The 24175-nt window shown below is 30.4% G+C and carries 24 protein-coding genes; 8 read left to right on the forward strand and 16 right to left on the reverse strand.

The features are described 5' to 3' along the window. Positions 1–56: 56 nt before the first annotated feature. Positions 57–1442, forward strand: a complete 1386-nt coding sequence (locus Q0945_RS01980; RefSeq protein WP_299430243.1) for an exonuclease domain-containing protein — start codon at positions 57–59, stop codon at positions 1440–1442. Positions 1443–1807: 365 nt separating this feature from the next. On the opposite strand, the gene Q0945_RS01985 is transcribed toward Q0945_RS01980, so the two are convergent. The 7 genes from Q0945_RS01985 to Q0945_RS02010 form a co-directional block, all read right to left on the reverse strand. Continuing rightward, on the reverse strand, positions 1808–1930 hold the full coding sequence (locus Q0945_RS01985; protein ID WP_299430245.1) for a hypothetical protein: 123 nt from the start codon (positions 1928–1930) through the stop codon (positions 1808–1810). A gap of 96 nt (positions 1931–2026) precedes the next feature. Next, the gene (locus tag Q0945_RS01990) at positions 2027–2233 is read right to left on the reverse strand and encodes a hypothetical protein (protein ID WP_299430247.1); all 207 of its coding nucleotides are present in this window, start codon (positions 2231–2233) and stop codon (positions 2027–2029) included. Between the two features lie 45 nt (positions 2234–2278). Next, positions 2279–3688 (reverse strand): MBL fold metallo-hydrolase, encoded by a 1410-nt coding sequence (locus Q0945_RS01995; protein ID WP_299430249.1) that lies wholly within the window; start codon positions 3686–3688, stop codon positions 2279–2281. A 53-nt stretch (positions 3689–3741) separates the two neighbouring features. Further along, a complete protein-coding gene (sulP, locus tag Q0945_RS02000; protein ID WP_299430251.1) occupies positions 3742–5472 on the reverse strand; it encodes a sulfate permease in 1731 nt (576 codons plus the stop codon). A gap of 413 nt (positions 5473–5885) precedes the next feature. Next, positions 5886–6074, reverse strand: a complete 189-nt coding sequence (locus Q0945_RS16105) for a cytochrome c peroxidase (RefSeq protein WP_366135648.1) — start codon at positions 6072–6074, stop codon at positions 5886–5888. A 122-nt stretch (positions 6075–6196) separates the two neighbouring features. After that, positions 6197–6973: an aldose 1-epimerase gene (locus Q0945_RS02005; protein ID WP_299430253.1), complete on the reverse strand. Its 777-nt coding sequence runs from the start codon at positions 6971–6973 to the stop codon at positions 6197–6199. Positions 6974–7435: 462 nt separating this feature from the next. Further along, positions 7436–8677, reverse strand: coding sequence for an FtsX-like permease family protein (locus Q0945_RS02010; RefSeq protein WP_299430255.1), 1242 nt, complete (start codon positions 8675–8677; stop codon positions 7436–7438). 3 nt (positions 8678–8680) lie between these two features. Between Q0945_RS02010 and Q0945_RS02015 the strand changes: the two genes are divergently transcribed. Continuing rightward, complete coding sequence (locus tag Q0945_RS02015; RefSeq protein WP_299430257.1) at positions 8681–9919, forward strand: DUF1343 domain-containing protein; 1239 nt, start codon at positions 8681–8683, stop codon at positions 9917–9919. Positions 9920–9921: 2 nt separating this feature from the next. Here Q0945_RS02015 and Q0945_RS02020 read toward each other — a convergent pair whose 3' ends face one another. Continuing rightward, positions 9922–10413 carry a YkgJ family cysteine cluster protein gene (locus tag Q0945_RS02020; RefSeq protein WP_299430259.1) on the reverse strand — a complete coding sequence of 164 codons (492 nt, stop codon included), beginning with the start codon at positions 10411–10413 and terminating at the stop codon, positions 9922–9924. Continuing rightward, entirely contained in the window at positions 10413–10928 is a 516-nt protein-coding gene (locus Q0945_RS02025) for a DUF2059 domain-containing protein (protein WP_299430261.1), read from the reverse strand. Before Q0945_RS02025 ends, Q0945_RS02020 begins: the two co-directional genes overlap by 1 nt. 56 nt (positions 10929–10984) lie before the next feature. Between Q0945_RS02025 and Q0945_RS02030 the strand changes: the two genes are divergently transcribed. Further along, positions 10985–11704: a methyltransferase domain-containing protein gene (locus Q0945_RS02030; RefSeq protein ID WP_299430310.1), complete on the forward strand. Its 720-nt coding sequence runs from the start codon at positions 10985–10987 to the stop codon at positions 11702–11704. Positions 11705–11754: 50 nt separating this feature from the next. Further along, positions 11755–12648 carry a hypothetical protein gene (locus Q0945_RS02035; RefSeq protein ID WP_299430263.1) on the forward strand — a complete coding sequence of 298 codons (894 nt, stop codon included), beginning with the start codon at positions 11755–11757 and terminating at the stop codon, positions 12646–12648. A gap of 185 nt (positions 12649–12833) precedes the next feature. Here the strand turns inward: Q0945_RS02035 and Q0945_RS02040 are convergent, their stop codons facing one another. After that, positions 12834–13466: a 7-carboxy-7-deazaguanine synthase QueE gene (locus Q0945_RS02040; RefSeq protein WP_299430265.1), complete on the reverse strand. Its 633-nt coding sequence runs from the start codon at positions 13464–13466 to the stop codon at positions 12834–12836. Between the two features lie 196 nt (positions 13467–13662). On the opposite strand from Q0945_RS02040, the gene Q0945_RS02045 reads away from it, so the two are divergent. Next, the gene (locus Q0945_RS02045; RefSeq protein ID WP_299430267.1) at positions 13663–15162 is read left to right on the forward strand and encodes a helicase HerA-like domain-containing protein; all 1500 of its coding nucleotides are present in this window, start codon (positions 13663–13665) and stop codon (positions 15160–15162) included. A 5-nt stretch (positions 15163–15167) separates the two neighbouring features. Continuing rightward, on the forward strand, positions 15168–15722 hold the full coding sequence (locus Q0945_RS02050; RefSeq protein ID WP_299430269.1) for a hypothetical protein: 555 nt from the start codon (positions 15168–15170) through the stop codon (positions 15720–15722). 3 nt (positions 15723–15725) lie between these two features. Here the strand turns inward: Q0945_RS02050 and Q0945_RS02055 are convergent, their stop codons facing one another. Beyond that, positions 15726–16154 carry a helix-turn-helix domain-containing protein gene (locus tag Q0945_RS02055; RefSeq protein ID WP_299430271.1) on the reverse strand — a complete coding sequence of 143 codons (429 nt, stop codon included), beginning with the start codon at positions 16152–16154 and terminating at the stop codon, positions 15726–15728. 91 nt (positions 16155–16245) lie between these two features. On the opposite strand from Q0945_RS02055, the gene Q0945_RS02060 reads away from it, so the two are divergent. Further along, on the forward strand, positions 16246–17085 hold the full coding sequence (locus tag Q0945_RS02060; protein WP_299430273.1) for an alpha/beta hydrolase: 840 nt from the start codon (positions 16246–16248) through the stop codon (positions 17083–17085). Between the two features lie 170 nt (positions 17086–17255). Here Q0945_RS02060 and Q0945_RS02065 read toward each other — a convergent pair whose 3' ends face one another. From Q0945_RS02065 to Q0945_RS02085, 5 genes are all read right to left on the reverse strand, one after another. Beyond that, complete coding sequence (locus tag Q0945_RS02065) at positions 17256–18113, reverse strand: alpha/beta hydrolase-fold protein (RefSeq protein ID WP_299430275.1); 858 nt, start codon at positions 18111–18113, stop codon at positions 17256–17258. A gap of 266 nt (positions 18114–18379) precedes the next feature. Further along, complete coding sequence (locus Q0945_RS02070) at positions 18380–19222, reverse strand: hypothetical protein (protein ID WP_299430277.1); 843 nt, start codon at positions 19220–19222, stop codon at positions 18380–18382. Then, positions 19188–20075, reverse strand: coding sequence for a bifunctional 5,10-methylenetetrahydrofolate dehydrogenase/5,10-methenyltetrahydrofolate cyclohydrolase (locus Q0945_RS02075; protein WP_298487912.1), 888 nt, complete (start codon positions 20073–20075; stop codon positions 19188–19190). Before Q0945_RS02075 ends, Q0945_RS02070 begins: the two co-directional genes overlap by 35 nt. Before the next feature lie 67 nt (positions 20076–20142). Next, positions 20143–21483 carry a signal recognition particle protein gene (ffh, locus tag Q0945_RS02080; protein WP_299430279.1) on the reverse strand — a complete coding sequence of 447 codons (1341 nt, stop codon included), beginning with the start codon at positions 21481–21483 and terminating at the stop codon, positions 20143–20145. A gap of 139 nt (positions 21484–21622) precedes the next feature. Further along, positions 21623–23380: a hypothetical protein gene (locus Q0945_RS02085; protein WP_299430281.1), complete on the reverse strand. Its 1758-nt coding sequence runs from the start codon at positions 23378–23380 to the stop codon at positions 21623–21625. Between the two features lie 109 nt (positions 23381–23489). On the opposite strand from Q0945_RS02085, the gene Q0945_RS02090 reads away from it, so the two are divergent. Next, complete coding sequence (locus tag Q0945_RS02090) at positions 23490–24002, forward strand: sigma-70 family RNA polymerase sigma factor (RefSeq protein ID WP_299430283.1); 513 nt, start codon at positions 23490–23492, stop codon at positions 24000–24002. Positions 24003–24175 lie beyond the last annotated feature (173 nt).

Genomic DNA, 24175 nt, shown 5'->3' on the forward strand with positions numbered 1-24175 from the left:
ATAGAGTTTTGCTAGAAAACACATATATTTCTTAACTTTCCAATTAAGAATATTAGATGTATACCATAATTGATATAGAAACTACGGGAAATGGAATTAAAGGAAATAAAATTACCGAAATTTCTATTTTTAAGTATGATGGTAATGATCTTGTTGAAGAGTATACAAGTTTAGTTAATCCTGAGTGTGAAATTTCTTATTTTATTACTAGCCTAACTGGTATAGATAATACTATGGTTCGTAATGCCCCTACCATAAAAGAAATTGCTTCAAAAATAATAGAGATTACAAAGGACACCATATTTGTAGCACATAGTGTTGGATTTGACTACAATGTAATTAAAAATGAATTAGAGAATATTGGAATACCCTTTAGCAGAAAAAAATTGTGTACCGTTAGGTTATCCAGAAAACTAATTCCTGGCTTAAAATCTTATAGTTTAGGAAAATTATGCACTGCTTTAGAAATACCTCTAAATAATAGACACAGAGCTAGAGGAGATGCCCAAGCTACTTTACTCCTTTTTAAAAAGCTTTTAAATGCTAAAAATGCAACGCACGTTTTTAACTCTTTTTTAAACTCTAGGTCTCAAGAAAACACATTACCACCTGCCCTACCTAAAGAAGAGTTTAATAAACTACCCAATAAAGCGGGGATTTATTATTTTAAAAATGAAAAAAACATAAGTATATACATTGGAAAAGCTATTAATATAAAAAAAAGAGTTCTAAGTCATTTTTATAATAAAACAACAAAAGAAATTGAAATGTGTTCCAAAACTGCACATTTAGATTTTAAGCCTTCTGGTAATGAACTTATAGCATTATTAATGGAATCTGCTGCTATAAAAAAAGAAATGCCAAACTATAATAGAGCGCAAAAAAGAACTGCATTACAATATGGTATTTTTAGTTATGAAGACCGTAACGGTATTTTACATATTGCTTATAATAAAATAAAATCTGCTCCAAATGCCGTGCAACATTTTTTTAGTGTTACAGACTGTAGGCTAGCATTAGAGAAAATATGTGAAGGGTATAATTTATGTCCTAAATATTGTCATTTACAAGAGAATATTACACACTGCTCCCATTATAAAATTAAAAAATGTAACGGTATTTGTAAACAACAAGAAACAACAGTACAATATAATGAAAGAGTAAAATTAGCTCTAAGGGATTTAAAAACATCTAATGATAGTTATTTTATAAAAGAACAAGGAAGAACTAAAGACGAAATAGGAATAGTAGCTGTTTTGGAAGGCCAGTATAAAGGTTATGCTTTTATTCCAATAGAAGAACAAATAAATAATATTGAGGAGTTAGAGTCTTTTATTATTCCGCAAAAGAATAATCTAGATGCACTTAAAATTATAGAAAGTTATACGTACAAAAAACCGCATAATGTAATTTATCTATCTCCTAAAGAAGAGCATATTTAATTTCGTTGTCTTTTAAATTTTTTAATCATTTGGTAAGCAAACAAAAGCCATAAAACAAAAATGATAGATATAAGAACTATATATAGTAAAATAAAATTCATATCTATTTTTAATTTAAAAGAGTTGATGCCTATAATTAGCTATATATAAATACAGACATCAACTAACCACTAACCATTAATTTTTCTTCAATACTATAACTTACAAATATACTTTTTAGTATACAATATGTAGTTTTATTCCTACATGAATATAGATAAAATATTTATAACAAACTAAAAAAGGTGATAAATTAATACATGACGCATTAATTTATCACCCTTTTATATTTAAAATATTATATACGATAGCTAAAGAGCTACTCCTTACTTTTTACCACTATTCATAAAAACTACTAACACTCCTATTAAAATTAAGACTACTACTCCAAAAACACCAATCATTACAATACCATTGGACCAATCTACTAAAGGAAAAACATGTGCCATTTTTTAAAGTTTTATTATTTACATAAAATTACACAAGCAAAGCCTTTAAAAATATGATATATGTCAGTTCATATTTTTTATGATTTTAGGATACACTTATTTAAAAAAGTACATTATTAAAAATGTTCCTGCAGAACTAACAAATATAGAACTTTGCCAGAAATAAACTTTATTTCCCCAAATGGTTAACCATTTTTTTCCAAATTCTTTTTTAACATATACTCTAAGAACTTTAGAATACAAAAAATTTATAACTAAAAAAGTTACTAATGCTATTGCTATTACACCACTCATTTTTTCCATAAACTAAATTTTTAAAAGTTGTATTATTTTATAAATCGTTAGTAACTATAAAGTAGTTGGGCAAACAAATTCTGATACTTCGATATTAGATTTTTTAATTGCGGCAAACCCACCAGCAACATCAACCAAATTATGTATACCTCTACTTTTTAAAATAGATGCGGCTATAACAGAACGATAGCCTCCTGCACAATGTACATAAAAAATTTCCTTTTCTGGAAATTCTCTTAAATAATTATTTAAATCGTTCAATGGCGTGTGCTTTGCATTTTTAACATGCTCTGATTGGTATTCTCCAATTTTACGAACATCAAAAACCAGTGTATTAGAGGTGTTTAAAACATCTTCTAAATCTGCTGCTGCAACAGAGGATATAGTATCAAAATCTTTTCCAGAATCTTTCCAGCTTTTTAAACCTCCTTTTAGATACCCAATAGTGCCATCAAAACCAACTCTAGATAAACGTATTACTGCTTCTTCTTCTTTTCCTTCTGGTATAACAAGTAATATTGGCTGTTTTACATCTGCAATTAAAGCGCCAACCCAAGGAGCAAAATCTCCATTTAAACCAATAAATATGGAACGCGGAATATGCTCTTTTACAAACTCTGTCTGGGTTCTTACATCTAAAACAATAGCTCCTGTAGTATTCGCCAAATTTTCGAACGCATCTGGTGATAATGGTGTTTTTCCTCTATCTAAAACAACATCTATATCTTCATAACCTTCTTTATTCATCTTTACATTTAAAGGAAAATATTTTGGTGGAGGCATTAATCCATCAGTCACCTCTTTTACAAATTCTTCTTTAGTCATATCTGCCCTTAATGCATAATTCATTTTTTTCTGATTCCCCAATGTATCCACTGTTTCTTTCATCATGTTTTTACCACACGCAGAACCAGCTCCATGTGCTGGGTATACTATAACATCATCTGCTAAAGGCATAATTTTATTTCGCAAACTATTAAATAGGGTTTCTGCTAATTGTTCTTGTGTTAAATCTGCTGCTTTTTGTGCTAAATCTGGTCTCCCAACATCTCCTAGAAACAAAGTATCTCCAGAGAAAATAGCATAGTCTTTACCATTTTTATCTTTTATTAAATAGGTTGTACTCTCCATAGTATGTCCAGGAGTGTGTAAAACTTTAATAATTAATTCCCCTAATTTAAACTCCTGATTGTCTTCTGCAATTACGGCATCAAAAGAAGGGTTTGCAGTTGGTCCATAAATTATTGGTGCGCCAGTTTCTTTAGATAAGGTTATATGACCGCTAACAAAATCTGCATGAAAATGGGTTTCAAAAATATATTTTATAGTAGCATTAGCTTCTTTTGCCTTTTTTAAATAAGGCGCAACCTCTCTTAGAGGATCTATAATTGCAACTTCTCCTTTACTTTCTATATAATAAGCACCTTGCGCTAAACAACCTGTATAAATTTGCTCTATTCTCATAACTGTGAATTAGTATACAAAACTATAAATTAATTTAATATTCTTTTGTAACATTAGTCACTGTTCATCCTATTCTGATGAGCTATTTTAAAACCCAATCCTGTCTGTCTTTTTGGATTATTGAATTGCATTACTGCTTCATTTGTTTTTACAAATAAATTATCTTTTTTTAAAACTTCTATAATTCCGCTAGAATATAATATATCTCTAGTAGGCCCTATAGCACCTGCTATATAAAAGTTTATATGTTTACTTTTTAATTCTTTTATTAACTTTTTTAGCATACTAGCTGCTGTAGAATCTATATAATTAATTGCTTCTGCATTTAAAACAATACCTCTTAAATTTGTGCCTTTTTTTTCGATACATCTATCTATTTCTTTTTTAAAATAGGATGCATTTGCAAAATATAATTGTGCATCAAAACGAACTATTAATAAATTATCTTGTATAAAAACATCCTCTCCAAATCTATTAATGTTTTTATAGTATTCTGTTCCTTTTATATTTCCTAGAACGGCAAAATGCGGATTAGAGGTACGGTATACCATTAATAAAAGTGAAATTAAGACTCCAACTAATATTCCCTCTTTAATGCCTATAAAGAGTGTTATTAAAAAAGTAATTAACAGAACAAAAAACTCATCTTTTCTATGTTTTAATAACCTTTTAGCATATTCTAAATCTATTAATCCAAAAACCGAAACCATTATTATACTTGCCAAAACCGCTTTGGGTAAATAATAAAATATTGGTGTTAAATAAAGTAACGTTATTACCACCATTATTACAGAAAATAAGGCCGCTAAATTGGTTTTTGCTCCAGCTTCACTATTTATGGCCGACCTAGAAAAACTTGCAGTCACCGGGTATGCCTGAAAAAAAGAACCCATTACATTAGAAGAGCCTATCGCTATTAATTCTTTATTAGCATCTATAGTTTCTTCGCCTGTTTTTTCTTCCATAGCCTTACCTATAGAAATAGCCTCTAAATAACCCACCATTGCTAAAGCTATTGCCATTACCCATAAATCTTTTACCACTACTAAACTAATATTTGGTAGTTTAAAAGAAGGTAAACCACTTGGTACTTTACCAACCAAACTAACTCCAAAATTTTCTAATTCAAAAAAGTAAACGATTGTAATTCCTATAATTACTACGATGAGTATAGATGGTATTTTTTTATTTACTTTTTTAAGCAAAATAATTAATAGTATTCCTATAGCTCCTATTAGCAAATCATATTTATTTGTTTCTGTAATTTTTAAAAAAACATTAACTAACAATTCATGAAAATAGGCTGCTCTTTCTACTTTTATTCCTAGTAAGTGTTTAATTTGACTAAAAATGATAATTAATGCTGCTGCAGAAGTAAAACCACTTATTACAGGTCTTGATAAATAGTTTACTAAAAAACCCATTTTTAAAACACCTAATAGTATTTGTGTTGCTCCTACTAAAAATGCAAGAACAATTACCATGGCAATATAGTTTTCTACACTAGTAATAGCCAAAGTTCCTAAGCTGGCGGCTACCAAAAGGGAATCCATAGCAACAGGCCCTACAGCTACCTGCCTTGATGTTCCTAAAAAAACGTATGTAAGTATTGGTAGTAAAGATGCATACAAACCGTATACAGGTGGTAAACCAGCAATCATAGCATACGCCATTCCTTGCGGAATAAGAATAATACCTACGGTAAGCCCAGCTATTATATCTTTAGATAAGTATGCTTTTTTGTAGGTTCCTAACCATTGTAGAAATGGAAAAAATTTTAACATTTTACAAATTTAAGCTATTCTACGAAAACGACTACTTAATGTCCCCTCCTACTGGTAAACCACTAAGTACTTTTTTCTAGAAAAACATTTTTATTCATTGTTTTCTTACTAGAAATATCTTCATAAAATTCTAAAACTTTCTGAAGGCTTAAAAAAGATCCATTATGCATATAAGGAGCAATAAATATTAAATTACGCTATGTTATGTTATGTTGGCGTTTTAAAAGCATAGCTCCTATTTAATCCGCTATCTATCTCTTTAATTTTTATATTTTCTAGTACTCCCACTTAATGATAGACTAAATCTTGTCCTAGCTCATTAAAAGCAGTATTTAAAACGGTATGGGTATTTCTCTTAGTAATAGTATAATATTAGAAGAATTAAAGGTTCTTTAGTGCCAAATATTTTAGCATTAATTCCTATGGACACATCTAAAAAAATCTGCGTACCCTGTACTAGGATGATAGCAAGTTACACAAGCAATAACTTTACAACTCGATAAAATTGGGTTATACAATAGCAACTTCCCTAAAGCTACTTCGTCTTTGGTATTTTCATTATTTATTGGATTTTTTACCCTTATACTGTGCCGCAAATACAATAATATTGCCTCTTTAGATAAGAAAACTGTTTTCTCCTAAACTTTATCTCTACAGTTCCAAAAAAACAACTATTAAAAAGAAGAAATTAAATGTTTTTTGGTAACGAATAAATTTATATAATTTAGAATACTTTTATTGTAATTTTAAAAGTATCTTCCTTTGCCTCTTGTATTTTAAATCCGTTGTGTAAATCATCTTGCGACACAGCATAAGGGTAAAAAGATATAGGTTCCACACAAAGCATATTAGATACTTCTGTCCAAAGCATGAAATTACTAAACCCCTGTGTCTTTATCTCTACTTTCTTTTCATCAACTAAAGTTATTGTATCGCAATCTAATACAGGCAATGCTCTACTACCAGCTTTTAATACTTCTGGCAACGTAACTTTTGTATTATTTGCATTAATTTCTGGCGTATTAGAATGAAGTTTAAAAGCAGGATGGTATCCTACCATATATGGCATTCCTTTATCGCCTCTAATTTTAAATTTTATTTCCAATCCCGCATCAGACAACTTAAAAACTTTAAAAAAACTAAAGTTATAAGGCCAAGACAAAAATTCTACGTTAGACTTACTAGGGTATTTTGAGTTTTTTACAACTTTACCCGGAAAATATTCTTTTTTGAATGTTGCTATAGTAGAGGTTACCTCCATACGGCCATAAACCATTTCTCGTAATAGACCATGCTGATCCTGGGTTGCAGGTCCTTTTGGTGTTTCTACTTTAAAACAAGCTTCATTTGTTGGCCCTATAATTGGAAACATTTCTGTATCTGAATTTCGCCATCCTGGACTTCCTTTTTGGTGTATTACCTCATAACCATCAACTTGGTAACTAACCAACTCTCCTGCATCAATTTTCACAATCTGATTTCCTAAAATAAGTTCTACCATATTACAAATTTAAAGTCCATATTTGAGTGTTAATTAGATATAATTTATAAGAATTTTCCTTCAAAAATACCTACAGTTTTTTAAACTGAGAAAATAATTACTAATTAATTTTTCCTTTATAATCTTTGAAATCATAAGCCTCTATTTAACAACTATTTAGAATTATAACTCTATGAGGTTTCTAAAAATAAATCAAAATTATTATACGCTAAAAATTACTGTTATTTTCTGAAATTTTTAATACTAAACTTGTAGGGTAGTAATTATTTAATATAGTATTTACAATTCCGCTAAAACACCTATGTTTTTAATTAAGACAACATCTAATTGTAATAAAATTTACGATTATTATTCTATTTTTACAAATCTTCTGTATTTTTAATTATAGAATAGATGAAATTTAATGTATTTCGTAATTTTTTAAATTCTAAAATATATACTTTCAAGAAATTTATAAATGGTCTACTCGTATTTTATTGCTTTTACAGGAGAAATCTTTGTAATAATATAAGAAGGTAGCAACAACATAAGTAAACACAATAAGAGTACTCCTAAGTTTAATAAAAAGACACTAAAAAAATCTAAGTGTACAGGTATATATTCTATATAATATTCCTCAGGATTTGGGAATTTAAAAAGATGGTATTTTTCTTGCGCCCACAAAAAACTTAACGCAATTAAATTTCCCCAAAACAATCCTACTGCAATTAAGTAAGTAGCGTTGTATAAAAATATTTTACGAATACTCCAATTACTAGAACCAAGTGCTTTCAAAACACCTATCATTTGGGTACGTTCTAATATTAAAACTAATAATGCAGTTATCATATTAATACCGCCAACCAGTATCATAATACCAATAATTATAGCAATATTAAAATCGAATAAACCTATCCATTCAAAAATCTTATAGTACTTATCTGTAATGTTTTGGGTATCTAAATTGGAAAGGGTTTGCCCATAAATTTCATTACTTTTTTCTTTTATAGTATCAAAATCATCAAGAAAAACCTCAAAATTACCAATTTCGTTAGCTTCCCATTTATTCATTCGTTGAATATGGCGTATGTCTACAAAAATATACGTGCCATCAAACTCTTCAAAACCACTATCATAAATACCGGCAACTTTAAATTTTCTTTGATTTGGAATTTTAGAAGGATCATCATCTTTTAAAAAAATTGCAGGAAAAGTATCTCCAATTTTTAGTTGCAGTCTATTAGCCATTATTTTAGAAATAAGAGCATCACTATTTAAATTTCCGTTATAATTAGGCATAGCCCCTTCTATAATGTATTCTTTAAATACGTTTCTATTAAAATCTGTTCCTATACCTTTAGCTATAATTCCTTCAAAAGTATCTTCTAAACGAATAATACCTCCTTTAGTTGCTACGGCTTGCACATGAGAAATTCCTGAAATATTTTTAAATTCTGGGTAAAATTCTTGTTCTAAAGAAACAGGAATTACAGAAACTTCGGAAGCATTATTGTCGTAATTATAAATTTGAATATGACCATTAAAAACTGTAATTTTTTCTCTTATTTTATGTTTAAGCCCTACCCCTGTTGCAATAGCAATCAACATCATAATAAGCCCTAAAGCAATTGCTGCAATTGCAATTTTTATTATTGGCGCAGATATACTAATTTTATGCTCTTTACCTTTAATAAGTCGTTTAGCTATAAAGTATTCTAAATTCAAATTATGATGTTTTTACCAAGTATCAAAAGTACATTTTTATTATGGTTTTTTGTATTTACAGCATGCGGAAACCAAGGAAAAACATCCGATTCTAACAAAAAGAATAAAGATATAGCCGTTACAAACACCCAAAAAGACTCTATCTTAGTTGCAGCAAATCGTACAACAGATTACCTTCCTTTGCTAAAAGACAGGAAAGTAGGCGTAGTTGCTAACCAAACTAGCGTTATATTTAAAGAAAACGGTTATACCCATTTAGTAGATTCTCTTATAAAGCATTCTATCACAATTAAAACCGTTTTTTCTCCGGAACATGGTTTTCGTGGTAAGGCCGATGCTGGTGAGAAAGTAAAAAATGGGGTAGATACAAAAACAGGCTTACCAATAATATCTCTCTACGGAAAAAATAGAAAACCCACCAAAGAACAAGTAAAAGGGCTAGATATTATTCTTTTTGACATTCAAGATGTTGGTGTTCGCTTTTTCACATACATTGCCACACTACAATTAGTTATGGAAGCTTGTGCAGAAAATAATATTCCTATTATAGTTTTAGACCGTCCTAATCCAAACGCACATTACATAGATGGTCCTACTATGGAAGCAGAGCATACTAACTTTTTAGGAATGACAGAAATTCCGTTAGTTTATGGGATGACAATTGGTGAATATGCTCAAATGATAAATAAAGAAGGTTGGCTTACCAATGGTGTAAAAGCTAATTTAAAGGTAATTCCACTTAAAAACTGGACACATAAAACTCCTTATAATTTACCTATACGCCCTTCTCCAAATTTACCCAATGCAACATCTATTGCTTTATATCCTAGCCTTGGGTTATTTGAAGGAACAAATATAAATGCAGGAAGAGGAACTGAATTTCAATTTCAACGCTATGGCGCTTCTTTTTTAGATAGTACACAGTATAGCTTTAAATTTTGGCCAAGACCTAATTTTGGTTCTAAAAGCCCAAAAGAAAACGGAACAAAGTGTTACGGAAAAGACCTTTCTGATATTACCACTATGAACGAGGTTACTTTAAAGTGGCTTATTGATGCATATAATAATACACATACCGAAAAAGGAATTTTTATAAAAAGTGGATTTACAAAACACGCCGGAACCAAAAAGTTACAACAGCAAATTGAAGCCAAAAAAACAGAAGAAGAAATTAAAGAAACTTGGAAACCAGCCATTGAAAAATTTAAAAAAATTAGAAAAAAGTATCTTATTTATTCATAAACTTATTTTATTCGTTTCTTCATTTGTTCTACAATATTATATGCCGCTGGGCAAATAACAACATTTTTCATAGTTAAATTGCTTATTTGCTGAAACTTTTTACGATCCGTATGCGGGAACTCCCTGCATGCTTTGGGTCTTACATTATAAATGGAACAATAATTATCTGCTCCTAAAAAAGTACAAGGCACTTTTTGTAAAACATAGTCATTATCCTCATCTACACGTAAATAGTTCTCTATAAATTTTTGTGGTTTTTGCCTAAAATGTTTAGCAATACGTTCTACATCGGTATTTGTGAACAAAGGCCCCGTGGTTTTACAGCAGTTTGCACATTCTAAACAATCTGTTTTTTTAAATTCTTCCTCATGTAATTCTTGCATTACATAATCTAGATTCTTAGGCGGTTTCTTTTTTAGTTTAGTAAAAAACTTTTTATTTTCGTTTTGTTTCTCACTTGCCTTTTTTCCTAATTTTTTAAGAAACTGCTCCATTATTTTAATAAACTTATAGCGGTTTCATACAAATCTCTACTCCAGCTTTCAGAAACTTTAGAAATTTCACTACCTAGAATAGGTTGCTTTTCTATTATTTTTTTTCCAACTTCAGAATTATAAAATGTATTTAGGTTCTCTTTCTGCGTCGAATTCATTTTAGACCTGTCTGCAATTAATTGTTTTCCAGTAGCACTTGTATAAAATGTAAGCATTTTAGAAATATCATCCTTTGTAAAATTGGCTTCATAAATAGGAGTTAACAAAGATTTCATTTTCTTTACGGCTTTTGTTTTATTTTCTTTTAAATATTTCCAACCCTCCGCATTAGTACTATTCTCTGGGTATCTTCCTTTCAACATTTTTAATAACTCATCATAAGCATAATTATATTGCCCCATAGAACCATTTACCTCTAAATAATTAGAAACCAAATCTGCAGTACTCTTCTCTTGAGCAGCAACAAATACAGGAATACTCATCATAAATAATAAAATATACTTTAACTGTTGCATGGGTTTCTTTTTAAAATGCATAAAAAATCTCACTTTTGTTACAAAGTACAAATATAATGGATAATGATATTTACGGGCAGGCACTTTTAGAATATCAAAATGGTAATTATACAGAAGATATAATTACTCATTTATCTTTAGAGGAAGAGGATACTTTACCACTACCCTATTTATTTAGAGATTTTAAAAATATGCCTCCTATAGAAAAACATGCTTTAAATCTTTGCAAAGGCAATGTCTTAGATATTGGTTGCGGTGCAGGAAACCATAGTCTTATTCTTCAAAAAAAAGATATAGATGTAACTGCAATAGATTTTTCTATAGGTGCCATAGAAACCTGCAAACTTAGAGGCGTAAAGAATGCTATTTGTACTAATTTATATGATTTTAAAGGCCAAAAATTTGATACCCTTCTTTTACTAATGAATGGTATTGGTATTGCTGAAAAAGTAAACCAATTGGATCCTTTTTTTTCTCATTTAAAATCTTTATTACACACAGGCGGACAAATTCTTTTAGATTCTAGTGATATTATTTATATGTATGAAAATGATGAGGAAGATGGTGGTTATTGGATTCCTGATGGGATAGAATATTATGGTGAGGTAAGTTTTCAAATGGAATATAAGGGAAAAAAAAGTGAAACATTTCCATGGCTTTACTTAGATTACAACACACTACAAAGAGCAGCTAATTATAATAGCTTAAATTGCGAACTAGTTTTTGAAGGAGAGCATTATGATTTTTTAGCACGTTTAACACTCTTAGAATACTAGTAAGCATACATAGATCGTTACGACTTTATACATACACTTAACATTATTACATGAAAGAGCTTCGTTTTTTAAGTCTTATTTTACTTTTAGGGTTATATATTTCCTGTTCTAAAAAATCTGATAGTGAAAACGAACCTCGAGAAAATCCTGTAAAAAAAGCTGGCAATTTAAAAGGTTCTGGAGAATCTGCAAACGATATTTTATCTAACGCTAATTTTGATAAACTTTTAATAGAAGTTACATACGTTAAAAACTTTAAACCAACAGATGCAACAATGGATAACTTTGTTCTTTTTTTAAAGGAACATTCTTTTAAAAGCAATATAGAAGTTATTTACAAAGAATTAAGTTCTCCGAATGAAGAAACCCTAACCCTAAAAGAAATAAATGAACTAGAGCAGGAAAATAGAACTGCATATAATGATGGAAAAACTCTTGCTTTTTATATCTTTTTTACAGATGCCTCTTCCGATGGAGATGATGAGGAAGAAGATTTAGTAACTCTAGGAGCGGTATACCGAAATACTTCTATGGTTATTTATGAAAAAACCATAAAAAAATTATCTGCAAGGAGTTTTTTTATTACAGATGAAGATTTAGAAACAGCAACTCTTAATCATGAGTTTGGGCACTTATTTGGTCTTGTTAATTTAGGTTTTGAGAATGAACCAGAAAGTCCTTTAAAAACAAAAATGGTAAATCCGCATGAAGATTCAGAATCCCTAAATCATTGTACTACAAATGGTTGTTTAATGCGTGCAGAATTATCTTTTAATCAAACCAATAAAAGTTCTAAAAACAACACCCATAGCTTACAAGCTGGTTGCAGATTAGACGGCGTAAGTCTTTTAAATAGTTTAGAAAAAAGCTTAACAAGTAAGTCTAAAGCGCAAGATTTAGGTATAGAATGTATACGTGATTTACAAGCCAACGGAGGTAGATAATTGAGACTTGTGGTTTACGGCAAAAAAACTATTCAAAATTAAAACGCAAGCCAGAAGTAAATAGCTAATAAGAAGAGAAAAAAGACAATAGAGTTAAAGCTCAAGACTTATTTTTTAGCAACAAACTAAATACTAATAACTTTGCTCTTAATACTTAGAGCTAAAATAAAGTCAATAGCCAAAAACTAAGGTATATTTAAATACTTATGCGTTTGTAAAGAAACTTTCCATTTTGGATTCTTCATTACATAATCTACAATAAGAGGAACAACTTTGTCTTTTACACTCCATTCTGGTTGCAAATATAAAATACAGTCTTTATTAGTTAATTCTGCTTGTTCTTCGGCAAAAATTAAATCGTGCTTATTATACACAATAACTTTTAGCTCATGCGCTTTATCATAAATTTCTCCAAAAGGTAATTTATTTTTCTTTGGCGATAAGCAAATCCAATCCCATTCTCCAGATAATTTATAAGCTCCAGAAGTTTCTATATGGGTTTGTAAATTTTTAGCTTTTAATGCTTTTGTTATTGGTCCCATATCCCATGTTAATGGCTCACCACCAGTAACAACAATAGTATCCGAATATTTTGCAGCCTTCTCCGCAATACCATTAATTTTTGTTGGCGGATGCGTTTCTGCATTCCAACTCTCTTTTACATCACACCAATGGCAACCAACATCACACCCACCAACACGTATAAAATACGCAGCGGTTCCTTTATGAAAACCTTCTCCTTGAATTGTATAAAATTCCTCCATTAAAGGAAGCATTTCTCCTTTGTTTACCAATGCTAATACATCCTCATTTACCATTTGGCAAAGATACATTTAAGTTCTTAGATAAATAATTTATGTAGCACGCATAATATGCAGTTTCTCAGGTTTAACAAAAAATTACAAGCAAATAAGACGCTAAATACCAGAGCTTAAAGGAATAAAGTGTTAATTAGAGTATAAACAGACTTTACAATTGCCTAAAAATCCCCTATTTTTATAAAAAATAATTTTCATGGCAACCAAAGAAGATTTCTTTGCACATATAGAAAAAGGATACACTACCAAAGGAGATTTTATTACCATGGGTGCTGCAATGTTAGAAAACGAAGCAGTAACTAATGCACTAGTAAAAATCCCTTTAAAAACATTAAACAGACACGGTCTTATTGCTGGTGCTACGGGTACTGGTAAAACTAAAACCTTACAAGTTTTGGCAGAGAACCTATCAGAAAAAGGTATTCCTGTTATGCTTATGGATTTAAAAGGAGATTTAAGTGGTTTGGCACAACCAAGTCCTGGGCATACTAAAATTGATGAGCGTCATGAAAAAATTGGAGTTCCTTTTAATGCCAAAGGTTTTCCTGTAGAAATACTTTCTTTATCGGAACAAGATGGTGTAAAACTTAGAGCTACCGTATCTGAATTTGGCCCTACACTACTTTCTAGAATATTAGATTTAACAGAAACACAAACTGGTATTGTAGCTGTTGTTTTTAAATATTGTGATGATAATAAATTACCATTACTAGATCTTAAGGATTTTAAAAAAGTACTACAATACGCAACTGGTTCTGGTAAAGCAGAATTTACTAAAGATTATGGAAGAATTTCTACCAGTTCTACCGGAACTATTTTACGTAAAATTATAGAGTTAGAACAACAGGGAGCGGATTTATTTTTTGGTGAAAAATCTTTTGATGTAGAAGATTTAACTAGAATTGATGAAAATGGAAGAGGATATATAAACATCTTAAGATTAACTGATATACAGGATAAACCAAAACTATTCTCTACGTTTATGTTAAGCCTTTTAGCTGAAATATACGCTACCTTTCCAGAACAAGGAGATAGTGACAGGCCAGAGTTAGTTTTGTTTATAGATGAAGCGCACCTTATTTTCAAAGAAGCGTCTAAAGCACTATTAGACCAAATAGAAAGTATTGTAAAACTAATACGTTCTAAAGGAATTGGACTATATTTTGTTACCCAAAACCCTACCGATGTTCCAAATGAAGTATTATCGCAATTAGGACTTAAAATACAACATGCTTTACGTGCCTTTACAGCTAGAGATAGAAAAGCTATAAAACTTACGGCTGAGAATTACCCAGAATCTAATTTTTACGATACTAAAGAAGTACTTACCTCTTTAGGAATAGGAGAAGCATTAATATCTGCTTTAGACGAGAAAGGAAGACCTACACCACTTGCTGCAACACTTTTAAGAGCTCCAATGAGTAGAATGGATGTGCTAACTGCTAATGAACTAAAAGAGGTAATTAACAAATCTTCTTTAGTTAAAAAATACAATGAAGAAATAGACCGTGAAAGTGCTTATGAAATTTTAAATGAAAAAATAGAAAAAGCAGAGAAAGAAGCTGAAAAAGAAAAGGATAAACCAAAAAAGACAACAAGAAGAGCTAGTACAAGGCAAAATCCTGTAATAAAAGTATTAACCAGTGCTACTTTTATTCGTGGTGTTTTAGGTGTTCTTAAAAAAGTTATCCGTTAATAATTATGAGAAATTTATTAAAATTTATATTTCTATTTTCTATAGTATTTACCATTAAGTGTAAAAAAGAAAAAGACCCAACCTTTTCTATAACAGAGAAGCAAGTTGGTAAACTAAAAAAAGAAAGCCTTGTAAGAGATTTAGAATTAATATATACTGAAGACTCTATAGTAACCGATACGGTAAGAGGTAATTTTGGAAGAGGATCTAGTAAAATAAATATTTTTGAAAAAGGAGGAAAACATTTACTTATTTTAACTCCTAGTACAGACAGTATTGCCACTATTGAAAATGTACAAATAAAAGACCCTCGCTATACTACTGTTAATGGTATTGGCATTAATAGCACATTTAAAGATATAAAAGAAAAATACACTATACGTAAGGTAATTACCTCTTTAAATAACGTGTTAATTTTAATAAAAGATAGCGATGTATATTTTACAATAGACAAAAAAGAATTACCAGAAAATTTACGCTACAATAATACTAATATAGAAGCAGTACAAATACCCGATATTGCTAAAATAAAATATATGATGATTGGTTGGGATTATTAATTCTTATTTTATTTGAAACTTATCTTTATTTGCTAAAATCATAGGATTATTTTTTTGCATCCATTCTGTTAATTCTAATAGTTTTTCTACATATTTTTGTCCAAATTCTGTTAAACTATACTCTACACGAATAGGAACCTCAGCATACACTTTCCTATGTAAATACCCATAAGTTTCCAATGCCTTAAGACGTTCACTTAAAACTTTATTAGATATACCGTACACATATTTCTTTAATTTATTAAAACGAAGAACAGGAAAGTACCCTAAATATAAAATAATAAGAGTACTCCATTTATCAGAAGACAAAGAAAGTACGTCGCGAATAGTACATAACTCTGGCGGATTACGATAATCTATATGCCCAAACATTTTTTTTAGTTTTTTTTCGGTCTTAAAACGCTGATTATCAACAATAGTTTCTTTTTCCATACCTAATATGTTATTTGTAACATTGAAAAATGATAAAATGAATTTGTACTTTTAACTCTCCTTACAAGAGTAAGTTACTAATTGTAACCATATGAAAAAACTTTTTTACAAAATTATACCTTTAGCGTACGGGAAGTATTTTAATATATATTTCATTTTCTCTAAAAAGAAAGCTACAAAAAAAATTTTTAATTTCTTTTGTACAGCTCGTAAAGGTCAAGTATTGCCACAACAGCAAGAATATTTAAAAAATGCTAAAAAAGAACAACTTTCTATCGCTAATCATAACATACAAACGTATAATTGGCCTGGGGAAGGCGAAACAATACTACTTGTGCATGGTTGGGAGAGCAACACCTTTAGATGGCGAAATCTCATAAAAAAATTACAAGAAAAAAAATATAATATTATTTCCTTTGATGCTCCAGGGCATGGGCATTCTTCTGGTAAATATTTACACGTGCCCTTATACGCAGAAGTATTACAAGAAATGATATGCTTACATACTCCTAGACATTTAATAGGACACTCTTTAGGCGGAATGACAATTTTATATAATGAATATATAAACCAAAGTACTTTTATAGAAAAAATAGTAACTATTGGTTCTCCATCAGAGTTTTATAAACTTATGGATAACTACCGCTCTATATTACAATTTAACAACAGAGTTCTAAAATCATTAGAAGCCCATATAAAGGATACGTTTGGTTTTACTGTACCTGAATTTTCTACAACTAAGTATGTACAGACAAATACCAAAAAAGGGCTTTTATTTCATGATAAATTAGATAAAATTGCTCCGTATGTAGATTCTAAAAATGTGCATGAAAATTGGAAGAATAGTAAATTTATTACCACAGAAGGTTTTGGACATTCTATGCACCAAGAACAAGTTAATACCCAAATAATAGACTTTTTAGAAGAATAAGTACGCACAACTTAAACTCCGTAACGCTATCATTTACATCAAAAATAAATGGCAAATGCTCTTCTGCTATTTTTTTTACTCCTTTTTTATATTCCGATAGCAACTACTTAATTTCAGGGCTATTAAAATCAAAATAATAGGATTCTTTTAAAAAACGCATTTCTATAAAATTAGTTTTGATGAAAAGTATTGGAAACAAACTCTAACACACTTGGTAAAGCAGATCGCCAATATACCCAACTATGTTTACCTTCTCTAACTCTGTACTCATGTGGAATATCCTTCTTTTTCATGGCAATATGTACTAAGCTATTCCCTTCGTACAAAAAATCATCATCGCCACAATCTATATACCACTTTACAGATTTTATTTGTTCAACAGGCTTGGATTCTAATAAATTCAAAGCATTATAATTTTCAAAATAACTTTGTATTTCTTCTTCTGTATAGGATTTACCCATCCTTGTTATTTGCGTTTTTAAATCTTCTATAGTCAAAGGCCCCACATAAGCACTTAACGGACAAGAAGAAGAAAATAATTCTGGATGGCGAAGTGCATACATAAAACTACCTCCACCTCCCATAGACAATCCTGCAACAGCTCTATATCTTTTTTCTTTTTTAATTCGATATTTTTTCTCTACATAAGGCATAAATTCTTCAAAAAAGAAATCCTCATATTTCCAATCGCCTACATTAAAATATCCTCTTTCTCCTGTATTAGCATCTGGCATTATAATAATCATAGAAGTTGCAATCCCTTCATTAATACTTTCATCAGTAATACGCAATACCTCTCCAAACTGTATCCACCCTGTTTGGTCATCCCCTGCTCCATGCAATAAATAAAGTACTGGATAGCTACGCTCTGAAGTGTCATAATCTGGAGGTAAATAAACCGCGTACTTACGTTCTCCTTTTAATATTTTACTTGACATTTTTAGTTCATCATAAACTTTTCCTGTTTGGCTATAACAAGATATAGTCATTGCAAAACAAAAAATTACTATGGCTGTAAGAGTTCTCATTTTAATATATTTTTATCATAAAAAGATACTCCTTTTTGCAACAAAAAAATTTTAAAACACTATTCTTTACTATACTTTAACATGTAATTGCTATTTTTTTATAAAACACTCAAAGCAAAGTTAAAATATAGCACCTCTCCTTTTTGATACAATACACCTATAATCTTTAAGGAAAATGCTTAGAAATAACTCTTATACCATAAAAAAATAAAGCCCTAAGAAAATTCTTAGGGCTTTATACTTATACTTTAAAAATAAATCTCTCTTCAATAAGTTTTCTCTAGCTTGTTAATATATTGGTTGCAATTAACACAACTTTTCCATTCATAATCCTTAACACCAAGTTCTTTATTAATAAATTTTATAGTTTCAAACGTTTCACAAAGCGAATTGTTTTTTTCTCTCATTCTCCATTGTTTTAATTCTATAGAAAAAGAAACCAAATTTTTAAACTTAACATCTTCAGATAATTTAGCATAATTATTTGGTATATAATCACCCGTTATTAAATCATAACTAAATCTCTTATATATTTCAGGCAGCATTATATCACTTCTAGACATACTAGTATTAAAAGTACGTTCAATTAATTTAGGATACTCTACTTCATATAAATGGATAATTTTCATCCTCAAACTATCATTATCGATATTACTTAAGCCTAAAGATTTTAGTGCATAATACCCTGAAGTTTCTAACTCTATTTTCTCTAACCATCCTATTCTCTGAAATTTAAGACCAATAGAATCAACACTCTTATCATTCAAAAATTTTAGTATTTTATTTGCCTCATTATTCGAATAACCTTCATTTCTAATATTACAAGAAATATTTAGTCTGTTATTTTCTAAATTACTTCTTAATTCAGTAAGTAAAATTTTATCTATGTCTTTTTTTTTGCTACGGTTGTTAAAATATTTTTCTGCAGCAATACCACCCCAAACGGACATAATAATAAGAATAGCCTCAAAAAAGAAACTCCTAAGAAAAGTTAACAAATTAAATTTTTTCCAACTTTTTCTTAATTCTTTTCTAAAGCCCATCTCAAAAGTTTGTAATACGATTATATGGTATTTATGCTTTAGAAGCTCTATGTCTTTCTCTTGCAAGCAATGTATTCTTAAGTAACATTGCAATAGTCATGGGTCCTACTCCGCCAGGTACGGGAGTTATAAAAGATGCTTTTTTGCTTACATTTTCAAAATCTACATCTCCCGTAATACGGTATCCTCTAGGCTTAGATTCATCTGGTACACGTGTAATACCAACATCTATAACCACAGCATCATCTTTTACCATTTCTGCTTTTAAGAAGTTAGGAACTCCTAAAGCCGATATTACAATATCTGCTTGTGATATAATTTGCGTAATATTCTTTGTTCTACTGTGTGTTAAGGTTACTGTAGAGTTTCCTGGCCAACCTTTTCTACCCATAAGAATACTCATTGGGCGCCCTACAATATGACTTCTACCAATTACTACGGTATGTTTCCCTTGTGTTTCTACTTTATAACGCTCCAGCAATTCTAAAATTCCAAAAGGTGTTGCTGGAATAAACGTACTCATGTCTAATGCCATTTTACCAAAATTGGTTGGATGAAAACCGTCTACATCTTTATCTGGATCAACCGCTAGTAAAACTTTTTGTTCATTTATTTGAGGAGGTAATGGCAATTGAATAATAAAACCATCAATATCTTCATTCTGGTTTAATTCTTCTATTTTATTAAGTAATTCTATTTCCGAAGTTGTACTAGGCAACTGCACCAAAGTAGATTCAAAACCTATACGCTCACAAGAACGAACTTTACTTCCTACATAGGTTAAACTAGCCCCATCATTACCTACTAAAACAGCAGCTAAATGCGGCACTTTTTCACCTCTTTCTTTCATTTTTGCTACCTCAGCAGCAATTTCATCTTTAATTTCGTTTGATACTTTTTTACCGTCTAGTAATTCCATTTTCTTGCAAAATACTGTTTAAAAAAGGTGTGTTAACAACACCTATATAGTTAATGTGTTTTGTTTTTTAAGGGCGCATTCCTTTCATATTGCCCATCATTTGCATCATCTTTTTACCGCCACCACCTTGCATCATTTTCATCATTTTACTCATTTGGTCAAACTGCTTTAATAATTGGTTTACCTCCTGAATATTACGGCCACTACCTTTTGCAATACGTTTTTTACGACTAGCATTTAAGGAGGAAGGTGTAGATCTTTCACTTGGGGTCATAGAATGTATAATAGCTTCTATATGTTTAAAAGCGTCATCATCTATATCTAACCCTTTTAATGCTTTGCCTGCACCAGGTATCATTCCCATTAAATCTTTAATGTTACCCATTTTTTTAATTTGCTGAATCTGCTTCAGGAAATCATCAAAACCAAACTTATTTTTGGCAATTTTCTTTTGAATTTTTCTTGCTTCCTCTTCATCAAACTGCTCTTGTGCACGTTCTACTAAAGAAATAACGTCTCCCATTCCAAGAATACGTTCTGCCATACGAGATGGATGAAAAACATCTATAGCTTCCATCTTTTCTCCTGTACCAATAAATTTAATTGGCTTATCTACAACAGACTTAATAGATATTGCTGCACCACCACGAGTATCCCCATCTAGCTTCGTAAGTATAACTCCATCAAAATTAAGAATATCATTAAAAGCTTTTGCTGTATTTACGGCATCTTGCCCTGTCATAGCATCTACCACAAACAAAGTTTCTTGTGGTTCTATAGCTTTATGAATGTTAGATATTTCGTCCATCATTTTTTCGTCTACCGCTAAACGACCGGCGGTATCTATAATAACCACATCATTACCATTTGCTTTGGCTTGTGCAATACCTGCTTGTGCAATGGCAACTGGATCATTATTTTCTTTATCCGAATAAACATCTACCTCTATTTGCGCCCCAACTACATGCAACTGGTCTATTGCCGCAGGACGATATACATCACATGCTACTAATAAAGGTTTTTTAGACTTTTTGTTTTTTAAGAAATTTGCCAGTTTACCAGAAAAAGTTGTTTTACCAGAACCTTGTAAACCAGACATTAAAACTATTGTTGGTTTTCCTGAAAGATTAATTCCTTCGGTTTCACCTCCCATTAATGCAGTTAACTCATCTTTTACAATCTTAACCATTAATTGGCCAGGTTGTAATGTGGTAAGTACGTCCGAACCTAATGCTTTTTCTTTTACCTTATTGGTAAATTCCTTTGCTATTTTAAAGTTAACATCGGCATCTAACAGTGCTCTACGCACTTCTTTAGTTGTCTCTGCAACGTTTATTTCTGTAATCTGACCATGTCCTTTTAAGACATGGAGTGCTTTATCTAGCTTTTCACTTAAATTATCAAACATCTTCTTACTATATTAACAGGGAAGGCAAATTTAAGAATATCCACTGTAAGTGGGTAGTTTACTGGCAAAAATATGTGATACAAAAAGCGCCTACTGTTAAAATAGGCGCTTTTCTTAAAAAATGTGGGGTAAAAAAGGTTTATTTTTTCTCTAAAACAAGGTGATCATATCCACCATTACTATTTTCATGTTTTAGTTCTAATCTATTTTCTTGTACTTCTAAGACTATATAATCATTAGCTAAAGGATAAAAATTACTATTTGCACCAAAGTTTATAATCATTTCTAACTTATTATCGCTATTTCTATATACGAACCATCTTCCTGCACTTACCTCAACTTGGTTAGGGCTATATACGGTTACTTTCCCATTAGCACTAAAAGAAAATTCATAATTTGCATACGCTTCGCTTGGGTCTTGGTTTTCTGAGAAAAGTGCAACTTCCCAAAGGCTATCCTTAAATAAACCTCTTATCCATACTACGTCTTCATCATCTACATCATTATCACAATTTCTCTCTAAAATAAGCTCATAACCAGTTCCTGGAATTTCAAATTTTAAACGATTATCTCTAAGATCAGACAAAGGCCATTCAAAGCTAACACCAGGCTCATTACCCATTGTTATAGCCATTACTAATCTTGCTTGTGCATTAAGTGTTATTTCCCATGTTCCTTCCGAAGAAACCTCTCCACTACTTAAGGTAACTACACCATCTGCCATAAAATTAAATTCGTATCCTAATAAACGATCTAACTCTTGATTATCTCTTTTTACTTTTTTAATTATCCAGCTACATTCTTTTAATACACCTCGTAATGTATTTGGGTCTTTATCTATAACATTACAGGCTTTCTTCATGATAATTTTATTACCACCTTCTGCAAATAATTTAATTTTTCCGTCCTCTAATTCATATACAAACCAGTCTAAAGTAAAATCCATTAAGGCTGTAAATTCTAATTTTAATAAAACTCTATTATTAGATACTCTTGTTGTCCACTCTCCTTCAATACTATTTCCCTCTCTATCTTTTGCAGTTACCGTACCATTTGCAGCAAAATTCATTGCATATTCAAAATAACGTCCTATTTGATCTTCTTCATTTCTTTGCATATCATGTATTAACCATGGGCAAGCAACTAAATAAGCGTCTAAACGTTCTTTAGAAAAATCATCATCATTATGATCATTATCATCATCTTCATCACAAGCTTCTTTAGCACTTTCTATAGCTACAGCCAATTCTGCATTTGTATTTACTACAACCTCTGTATTATCATACAATTTTAATGTCACAGGAAAATCCATGCTTACTAATTGGTTTCCTTCTAACCCTGCAAAAAATCTTCTTAACTGTCTATCATTTTCTACTGTGGCGTTTCCTGTTTGTTGGTTATTAACATCAAACGTAAAAACTGTTAAAGGGTATACAAAATCTATACATTCAATATCATCATCCTTACCACCTTCAATACAATCTTTAGCTATTTCTCTTAATTCATCTTTACTAGAAATTGTTATTTCGGAATAGTCTGCAAGTGTTATTGTTATTGGGAAAATAATATCTACAATATCACTATCTACATCAACCTTATCTAATAATTCTTCTACAGTTACTAAGTCTTCTTTAGAATCTAAAGTAACTTCTAGCCCATTTACATTAACAGTATAAGGGAATTCTATTGCAAAGCAACTTACTCCATCTACAATATTATCAAAAGAACCATCTTGCGATGATGTATTTGTAATAAGTTTTGCTGCAGCAGAGTTTGCTGTAATTGACTCGTTTTCTTCTCCGTTAGATATTTCTTCAAATTCATCTTGACATGAAGTAAACGATATTGCAACTGCTAGTAAGCTTGCAAATAATGTGGTTTTAAAAAACTTTCTCATAACGATTTGGATTTTTATTTGTTTCTATAATTCTAAAACAACCAACTTTTAAAATACCCTACCTTTCTATTTAATTTTTTTAAAATATCTTTGACACAAAACCAATCCCTTGAGCAATAAAGAACAGGACAACGTGTGTAAAGAAGAGGTATTTAGCTCTTTATTTTCTTCTCATTCTAAAACGGTATTTAATTACATATATTATAAATATGGTAATGAGGAAAAAGCGTATGATGCTGTACAAGAAGCTTTTGTTAAACTATGGGAAAACTGTAGTAAAGTAATACCTTCTAAAGCAAAATCTTATGTATACACTGTTGCTAATAACTTATATTTAAATGTTATTAAAGCAGAGAAAGTTCGTTTAAAACATAGAGACAAAGTAGTAACCACCACCAATGAGTCTCCAGAGTTTTTAATGGAAGAAAACCAATTTAAAGAAAAATTAGAAACCGCCTTAGATAATTTACCTGAAAACCAACGAACTACTTTTTTATTAAATAGAATTGATGGTAAAAAATATAAAGAAATTGCCGAAATGGAAGGTGTAAGCGTAAAAGCCATTGAAAAAAGAATGCATTTGGCTTTAAAATCACTACGTAAAAATATTGATGGAATATAATTTTTGGTTGAGGCTTGTGGTTGATGGTAAGAAAAATTATTCCAACGCAAAAACCTAAACAAACAAGAATTACTTTACATTAAAGAAGAGAAAATATACTTAGGAGTTAGGAGTTAGGAGTTAGGAGTTAGGAGTTAGGAGTTAGGAGTTAGGAGTTAGGAGTTAGGAGTTAG

This window comes from uncultured Maribacter sp., assembly GCF_947500405.1.
Classification (GTDB): Bacteria; Bacteroidota; Bacteroidia; order Flavobacteriales; family Flavobacteriaceae; genus Maribacter_B.